The following is a 7,919-nucleotide window of genomic DNA, read 5'->3' as shown; positions in this document are numbered from 1 at the left end:
GCCGACGGCTGGTTCGCGCTGCTGACGAACCAGACCGTCGAGGAGAAGGACACCGCCGCGGTCTTCGTCGACTACAAGGGCCAGGAAGCCTCCGAACGGCGCTACGGCGCGTTCAAGGGCCCGCTCGAGGCCGACCCGATCTACCTCGAGAACAACAAGCGGATCCACGGACTGCTCCACGTCGTCGGCCTCGCGTTGCTGCTGTTCTCGCTGATCGAACGAGAGGTCCGGCGTTCCACCGGTCCGACCGGAACGGTCGCCGGTCTCTACGCTGGCCGACCCGCCAAGCCCACCGGCCGGCTCCTACTCGAAGCCCTCTCCGGCCTGCGTCTCGTGCCCGCCCGCGACGGCCAGCCCGCCTACATCCCCCGGCCCACACCGCTCCAGCAGCGCGTACTCAACCTCCTCGGAGTAGACCCGACCAAACCCCCGTGATCACGAAACGGGYAGGTCAAAGCATGAAAACCAAACGTGCGGAGTACAGGAGTCCCTGTGGGCCGAGCTGCGCCCCTACAATGTCGATGTGCTCAACCTGGTTCTCGGCAAGACCGATACACCGTCTTTCCGGGCCCTGCTAGCGGAAAAGGGATTGCCGGAGCCGACCGAGTGGGCGACACCGCAAGATGTGGCTGAGGCCGGAGTGACGCGCCTTCCGCACGGACCCATCCATAATCAGGGCCAGGCAGTTGACACCGCGGGCGATCAACGACGCGCCAGGATTCTGATGATCGAAGAGATGASCAAGGACGTCTTTGGTGAGAGGGTCCCTGACTAGCCTGTGGGACTCCGAAATCCTGTGGGGTGCCAGAAGTCGGCCTGGGCCTGCGACCTGGGGTGATGTGCCGGCACGGGGGTGCGCTACCGGTCTTCCGACCATCCAGAGTCTGGATGGTCGGAAGATCTGCGCTGTAGGTTCTCGATGTCGTCTCGGCCTGCCTGGGCCACCGCCAGGTCGATGGCAATGCGCAGCAGCGCGGCCCTGCTGATGCGTTCCCCCCTGAGGCTGCGCGCCCGCCGCAGACGGCGAATCTCGTGGTCGAATACCTGGAACTCGTCCAGACGCGGCCATACACCCATATACGCTCCATTCGAGGGGAATACCCCAGGTCTGACCTGGGGGAAGAGGCTGGAAATGGGTTCCTACCCGAACCCGCAGAACGAAAACAGGTCTGGAGGAATTCCCCCGCCGCCCCTGCCAGTGGGGAGCTTCGTCGCCGCGCTCCCCCTACCTGGTGCCATCGGTCTACCTGGTGCCATCGGTTCACCGAGGTACGTGAGACGCGCAAGCACCGGGTGATCTGCGGGTCGCTGGTACCGCGAGCGAACATCTCGGCAGCCTGGAGTCGGATCCGTTCACGTCGGGTGCGTTCATGGGCGGTCTGTTGGCGAGGGCACCGGAGTGCCCGACCTCCCGGAAGATGCGCCCGAGCGCCACCCACATGTCACCCGTGCAGGCGTTCCTCGACTCCGGCCGGTCGATCGTGACGGTCACGACGAATCCGTCACGGTCCGCCCGGACGTTCGGGTGGTAGGACGGGACAGACTCTTGCGTCATGGCTATATATCTAGAGATATTGGACGCCTACGTCAACCGGACAACCCGCGCGCGGGCCGGAACCGCGCCCGGCGGGTGAGGGAGAGCCACGTGACAGCCCAGGAGTGGTCGTTACCCGCCGTGCTCGACGTCGTCACCGACGTGGCCCCCAACCGCGACATGCTGGTGTCGGCGACCGTGCGCCGCAGCTATGCGCAGGTACGGGACCGCACCCGGCGGCTCGCCGCGTACCTCCGCCGGCACGGGCTCGGGGTGCGGCGGGAACGTCACGAGCTGCGGCGTTGGGAGTGCGGCCAGAGCACCGTGGCGGTCGTGATGTCGAACTGCCCCGAGTACCTCGAGACGATGATCGGGGCCTTCCGGGCACGCGCCGTGCCGTTCAACGTCAACCACCACTATGCGCCGAGGGAGATCGGCGCGCTGCTGAGCCAGGTCGGCGCCGAGGCCGTGGTGTACCACCGACGGCTGGGCCCGAAAGTCGCCCAGGCCGTCCGACTGAACGCCCGGCCCGACGGCCGCCTCAACGGACTGCTGCTGATCGACGTCGACGACGGCTCCGGCGTCGCCCCCCTGCCGGGCAGCACCTCGTTCCCGTCCGCGCTCGCCGACGCTCAGGGCGTCCACGATCTTCCCGTCCCGTCACCCGACGACCTCTACCTCGTCTGCACCGGCGGCACGACCGGTACACCGAAGGGCGTGCTGTGGCGTCAGGGGGACGTCTACGTCGGCGCCGCGGGCGGCGCCGAGGGAGCCACCCGCGACGTCATCGCGGGGATCGCCAGGACGGGGGCGGGCGTCTGGTTCGCGGCTCCTCCGCTGATGCACGGCGCCGCGCAGTGGACCGCGTTCGCCGGGCTCGTCCACGGCGGCACGGTGGTCCTGCACGACGACTCCCGGCCCTTCGACGCCCGCGCGATCCTGCGGACCATCCAGCGTGAGCGGGTGACGATGATGTCGATCGTGGGCGACGCCTACGCCCGGCCGCTGGTGGACGAGATCCGGGCCCGCTCCTACGACCTGACCTCGCTGGTACGCCTCGGCACCGGCGGTGCGACGACCAGTGCCGGGCTCAAGCAGGCGCTGCTCGAGCTGCTGCCCCAGCTCACCGTCGTCGACGGGTACGGCGCGTCCGAAACGGGCGGGATGGCGTTCGGAACGTCGACGTCGGGCAGGCAGGCGCACCGGTTCCGGCTCGCCGCGGGTGCCGCGGTGCTGTCCGCGGACCGGTCCCGCTTCCTCGAACCCGGGGACGACGAGGTCGGCTGGACGGCACGGGTCGGCCGGATCCCACTCGGCTATCTCGGCGACCGGACACGCACGGAACAGACCTTCCCGCTCGTCGGCGGCCGGCGGACCTCGGTTCCCGGCGACCGCGCCCGCTACGGCAGCGACGGCGGCATCGTCGTGCTCGGACGCGACGCGATGGTCGTCAACACCGGCGGCGAGAAGGTGTTCGTCGAAAAGGTGGAGGAGGTGCTCCGGCAGCACCCCGACATCCTCGACGCGCTCGTCGTCGGGCGGCCGAGTGACCGCTACGGCGAGGAGGTGGTCGCGCTCGTCCAGCTCCGGACGGGTGCGCAGCTGTCTCCCACCTCGGTCCGCGAGCACGTCGCCGGCCAGCTCGCGCGTTTCAAGGCGCCCCAGGCGGTGCTGCTGTGCCCGCGGATCGGCCGCCATGCCACCGGCAAAGCCGACTACACCTGGGCACGACGCGCGGCTCTCGAGGCGGTCTCCGCCACCGTGACGAGAACCTGACGGGCGACTGCGCGGCGGCCGTGCGGCGCGGTGGCCACGATGGTCGGGTGGCCGCGATGGTCGGGCTGCTCTCAGTCCGACGACCAGCCGCGGGCGTCCCGCAGAACCTCCCGGAACGGCTTGCCGCTGTCGAACGACGGTTCGCGGGGAAGCCCGAGCACCCGCTCTCCGATGCTGTTGCGCTGCATCTCGTTGGTGCCGCCGGCGATGGACATGAAGCGGCTGTTGAGGAAGCCGACCGCGGCTTTCCTCCCGAGACTCTCGCCGGGCTCCCCGTCCCCGTTCACGGCGTCCCAGTTCACGGCGTCCGCGCCGCCTACGCGCATGGCGGTGTCGGCGCGGACGGGGTCGTAGACGCCGCTGACCAGCTTGGCGTAGGACGCGAGGTGGAGCGCCTGGGCGGGATCCGTCCGCATCCGCGCGCCGAGCCTCGCGAGCAACGCCCGGCGCGCCACGTCGTCGACGTGGGCGCGCACGATCAGGTCGCGGGTGAGCGGGTCCGCGAGCCGGCCGGCGGCCCGGGCGAGCTCGACGAGGTCGGGCGCGACACCGGTCGAGGCCCGCGTGGTGCGGGTGCCGTGGCTGAGCCCTCCCCCGCGCTCGAACATCAGCATGGTCTGGGCGACGGTCCAGCCGTCGTTCACCTGGCCGATGACGTCGCCGTCGCCGAGCACGACGTCGTCGAAGAACTCCTGGCAGAACTCCGCGTCGCCGGTGATCTGCCTGATCCGCTCCACGGTCACGCCGGGGGCGGTGACGGGGACGGCGAACCACGTCAGGCCGCGGTGCTTCGGCACGTCCCAGTCGGTGCGGGCGAGGCACATGCCCCAGTCCGCGTAGTAGGCGCCACTGCTCCAGATCTTCGACCCGTTGAGGACCCACCCTTCGCCGGCACGGACCGCTCGGGTGCGCACGCCGGCCAGGTCCGACCCGGCCTCGGGCTCGGAGAAGAACTGCACGAACAGCTCCTCGCCGGAGAGGATCCTCGGGATGTGCCGGCGCAGGAAGTCCGCCGACGCGTGCGCGAGCATCGTCATGGCGCAGACGCCGAACGTGGTGCCGCCGGCTATTCCCAGCTCGGGCAGCCGGTAGCCGCGCGCCTCCTGCTGGAAGGCACGTTCGTACTGCGGCCCGAGGCCCTGGCCGCCGTACTCACGCGGCCAGGTGATCCCCGCGTACCCGGCCTCGTGCAGCCGGCGCTGGAGCGCGCGCCCGGCCGCGATCGCCGCCGGACCGGTACCGCCCCGGCGGGGGGCAGGGGCCGGCAGTCGCTCGAGGTTCGCCTCGATCCAGGACCGGGCCCGCGCCCGGTACTCGTCGAGAGCCGGCACCGCCGTGTCGTCGCCACGCTCCGCCGGCACGTTGTCGCCACGCTCCGGCGCCGCGTTGCCGTCACGCTCCGGCGCCGCGTTGCCGTCACGCTCCGGTGCGATGTCCCGCATCAACCGACTCCGATCCGCTCGCCCAGCCGGCCGCGGTGCCACTGCGCCGAGCCGAACGCCACCGCGTCCGCGGCGAGGCGCCTCATGAACAGGTGGTGGTCGTGCTCCCAGGTGTAACCGACCCCGCCGAAGACCTGGAAACAGCCGTGGGCCAGCTCGACGCCCTGCTCGGCGACGAAGGCCTTCGCCGCGTGCGCGAGATCCATCCCGTCGCGGGCCCCGGAACCGAGCGCCCCGGAACCGAGCGACTCCGCGGCGGCGGCCACCACCGCCTTCGCCATCTCGAGGGAGAGGCTCAGGTCGGCGAGGAGGTGCTTGACCGCCTGGAACGAGCCGATCGGCCGTCCGAAGGCGATACGTGTCCTGGCGTACTCGACCGCCGCTCCGAGGTCCCGGTGCATCGCCCCGACCGACTCCGCGGCGGTGAGGACCGCGGCGGTCCCGACCTGATGCTCGAACCGCGCCGCGGTCGCGTCGCCCGGCGCTCCGAGCACGGCGTCCGCGCCCACCCGGACATCGTGGAACCGCACCGCGCCCGGCCGTCGGGTGATGTCCAGGCTCGTCATCCGCCGCACCTGGACTCCGGGAGTGTCTGCGGTGACCAGGAACTGCGTCAGCCCGCGCGGCCCGCGCGCGGCCACGACCAGCAGGTCGCAGTCGGCCGCGTCCGGTACGTGCCGGACGTCGCCGGCCAGGCGGAAACCGCCGGCACCGTCCTCGCCCGCGACGATCGCGCCGGCGCCCGGCGTCAGCCCGGCGACGTCGCCCACCACCCAGGTCGCCCGGGCCCGGCCGGCCACCAGCCGGGCGAGGGTCCCGCCGTGCCTCGGGCCCTCGGCCGCCAGCAGGTGCGCGACGACATTCGCCGCGACGAACGAGCCGGGCTGCAGGACGGCGCCCCGCTCGGCGGCGACCGCCGCCGCGTCCAGCAGGCCGTTGCCCGACACGGTGCCGCCGCCGTGCTCCTCGCCGACCAGCATCCCGAACCAGCCGAGCGAGCCCGCGGCTTCGAGGTAGCGCGCGTCCACTCCGCCGGAGCCCGCGGCGAGCTCCCGGACTGACGGCAGCGGCATCGTCCGCTCGATGAACCTGGCGCTGGAGTCGAGGAGCAGCTCCTGCTCGGGCGTCGCGGACGCCAGCAGACCGACGCTCATACGCCGGTGAACCGGGGTTCGCGGCGCTCGGCGAACGCCCGAAACCCCTCCCGCGCGTCCTTCGTGGTGTAGGCGATGTGCTGGGCCCGGGCCTCGTCCTCGACCGCCCGCTCGAACGTGGTCGAGTCGCTCGCGTCGAGCAGCCGCTTGATCAGGCTGAGCGCGGTCGTCGGCCCGGCGGCCAGCCGCCGGCCCCACGCGGCGGCGACCTTCGGCAACTCGTCGGCCGGTACGACCTCGTTGACCAGGCCCCACGCCAACGCGTCCGGAGCGCTCACCCAGTCACCGAACAGGGCCATCTGCTTCGCCCGGCGCAACCCGATCTGGCGGGGCAGGCTCCAGGACGTCCCGCCATCCAGGGACAGGCCCCGCCGGGCGAACACCTCGCAGAACCGGGCCCGGTCGCTGGCGACGACGAGATCACAGGCGAGCACCAGGCCGAGCGACACGCCGACGGCGACACCGTCCACCGCCGCGATGGTCGGCTTCGGCAACCGGTGCAGCCGGTTCACGATGTCGCCGGCGGTGCGCATCTCGTGCAGGATCGCCTGCCGGGGGCCGGAAAGTCCGCCAGCCTCGCCGGCCCCGCCCCCCGTGCCCGCGCCGCCGGTCAGGTCCGCGCCCGAGGAGAAGTTCCCACCGGCGCCGGTCAGCAGCAGCGCCCGGTCGGCCGGGTTCCGGGCGACCTCGGTCAGGATCCGGTCGAGGTCGGCCCAGTTCGTCCCGTCCAGCGCGTTCTTCTTCTCCGGCCGGTTGAAGATGACCGTGACCAGGCCGCCGCCGCGTTCGACGAGCGTCGAATCCATCAGGTCGTCTTCTCGGGCAGTAACACAGGCTTGATCACCTTTCCGGAAAGTGTCGCCTCCTCCGCGGCGTTGATCGCCTCGAGCGGGAAGGTCTCGATCAGCCGGTCGAACGGGAACAGGCCCTGCCGCCACAGGTCGATGAGGCGGGGAACGAGGACGTGCGGGTCGGCGCCGCCCTCGAGGATCCCCGACACGGTCTTGCCGACCAGCGCCATCGGACCCAGCGTCACCGGTCGGCTCTGGACGCCCACCAGCCCGCAGTGCCCGGCCATCCGCAGCACCGCGACCGCGTTCGCGATCGACTCGACGTTCGCCGTGGTGTCGAAGCTGAAGTCGGCACCGCCGTCCGTGAGATCCCTGATCCGCGGCACGAGGTCGGCGTCCGTTCCGTTCAACACGTGGGTGGCGCCGAGTTCGCGGGCGAGCTCCAGCCGGTGCTGATGGAGGTCGACGGCGACGACCGGGGACGCGCCGACCACCTTCGCCGCCATGATCGCGGCCATCCCGACCGCGCCGGCACCGAACACGACGAAGCTGGCGCCGGCGGTGACCTTCATCCCGACGAGCACCGATCCGGCGCCGGTCAGCATGCCGCAGCCGAGGGGCCCCAGCTTCTCCAGCGGCTGTTCCCGGTCGACCAGAACCGCGTTGCGCTCGGTGGCCAGGCAGTGCGTCGCGAACGACGACTGCCCGAACCACCGCGAGGAGATCGCGTTCCCCGCCGCGTCGCGCGCCCCGGTCGTGCCGTCGGCCCGCCGCCCGAACATGTTGCGGACCAGGAACGTGTCGCAGTAGGGCGGCAGGCCCTTCCGACAGTTCCGGCAGTCACCGCAGGAGTCGAAGGACAGCACGACGTGGTCGCCGACCGACACCCGCCGTACTCCCTCGCCGACGGCCTCGACCACGCCGGCGCCCTCGTGACCGGTGACAATCGGCGGCGGCGCGAACGACTTGGGCCGCCGTGGCACGAGGTCGCTGTGACACATGCCCACGCCCACCACACGGACCAGCAGTTCGCCGGGACCGGGCGGGGCGAGCACGATCTCCTCGAGCTCGTAGGACCCGTCCAACCGACGCAGTACCGCCGCGGTCGCCTTCATCGAACGGCCTCCCGGCTAGTGTCCCGGTCCGGAGATCTGCGATCTCATGGGACCTGCGGTGTCATGGAGGTATGGCAGGTAAGCCGAGTCTGCCGCTCGTGCTCACC

6 protein-coding genes and 2 pseudogenes are annotated in these 7,919 nt (G+C 71.4%); 2 read left to right on the top strand and 6 right to left on the bottom strand.

Features of this window, described 5'->3' with window-relative positions; translation table 11 throughout:
* Nucleotides 1–435: pseudogene (locus BBK14_RS38115) on the top strand (IS1634 family transposase); the annotation flags it as partial.
* Between the two features lie 423 nt (nucleotides 436–858).
* Here the strand turns inward: BBK14_RS38115 and BBK14_RS39680 are convergent.
* The gene (locus BBK14_RS39680) at nucleotides 859–1,077 is read right to left on the bottom strand and encodes a hypothetical protein (RefSeq protein ID WP_071060317.1); all 219 of its coding nucleotides are present in this window, start codon (nucleotides 1,075–1,077) and stop codon (nucleotides 859–861) included.
* Between the two features lie 128 nt (nucleotides 1,078–1,205).
* Nucleotides 1,206–1,439: pseudogene (locus BBK14_RS42030) on the bottom strand (helix-turn-helix domain-containing protein); the annotation flags it as partial.
* 206 nt (nucleotides 1,440–1,645) lie between these two features.
* Here BBK14_RS42030 and BBK14_RS06685 point away from each other — a divergent pair.
* Nucleotides 1,646–3,310, top strand: a complete 1,665-nt coding sequence (locus BBK14_RS06685) for an AMP-binding protein (RefSeq protein ID WP_071060316.1) — start codon at nucleotides 1,646–1,648, stop codon at nucleotides 3,308–3,310.
* Between the two features lie 71 nt (nucleotides 3,311–3,381).
* On the opposite strand, the gene BBK14_RS06680 is transcribed toward BBK14_RS06685, so the two are convergent.
* The 4 genes from BBK14_RS06680 to BBK14_RS06665 are packed head-to-tail and all read right to left on the bottom strand — an operon-like array spanning nucleotide 3,382 to nucleotide 7,812.
* On the bottom strand, nucleotides 3,382–4,752 hold the full coding sequence (locus tag BBK14_RS06680; RefSeq protein WP_083390765.1) for an acyl-CoA dehydrogenase family protein: 1,371 nt from the start codon (nucleotides 4,750–4,752) through the stop codon (nucleotides 3,382–3,384).
* Complete coding sequence (locus BBK14_RS06675; RefSeq protein ID WP_071060315.1) at nucleotides 4,752–5,906, bottom strand: acyl-CoA dehydrogenase family protein; 1,155 nt, start codon at nucleotides 5,904–5,906, stop codon at nucleotides 4,752–4,754. The genes BBK14_RS06680 and BBK14_RS06675 overlap by 1 nt, the downstream gene beginning before the upstream one ends.
* On the bottom strand, nucleotides 5,903–6,712 hold the full coding sequence (locus tag BBK14_RS06670; protein ID WP_071060314.1) for an enoyl-CoA hydratase/isomerase family protein: 810 nt from the start codon (nucleotides 6,710–6,712) through the stop codon (nucleotides 5,903–5,905). Before BBK14_RS06670 ends, BBK14_RS06675 begins: the two co-directional genes overlap by 4 nt.
* Nucleotides 6,712–7,812 (bottom strand): NAD(P)-dependent alcohol dehydrogenase, encoded by a 1,101-nt coding sequence (locus BBK14_RS06665; protein WP_071060313.1) that lies wholly within the window; start codon nucleotides 7,810–7,812, stop codon nucleotides 6,712–6,714. Before BBK14_RS06665 ends, BBK14_RS06670 begins: the two co-directional genes overlap by 1 nt.
* Between the last annotated feature and the right edge of the window lie 107 nt (nucleotides 7,813–7,919).

Origin of the sequence: Parafrankia soli, assembly GCF_001854695.1 — a bacterium.
GTDB classification, from domain to species: Bacteria; Actinomycetota; Actinomycetes; order Frankiales; family Frankiaceae; genus Parafrankia; species Parafrankia soli.
The sequence above is the reverse complement of the archived record's forward strand: the minus strand, read 5'-3'. Positions and strand labels throughout refer to the sequence as shown.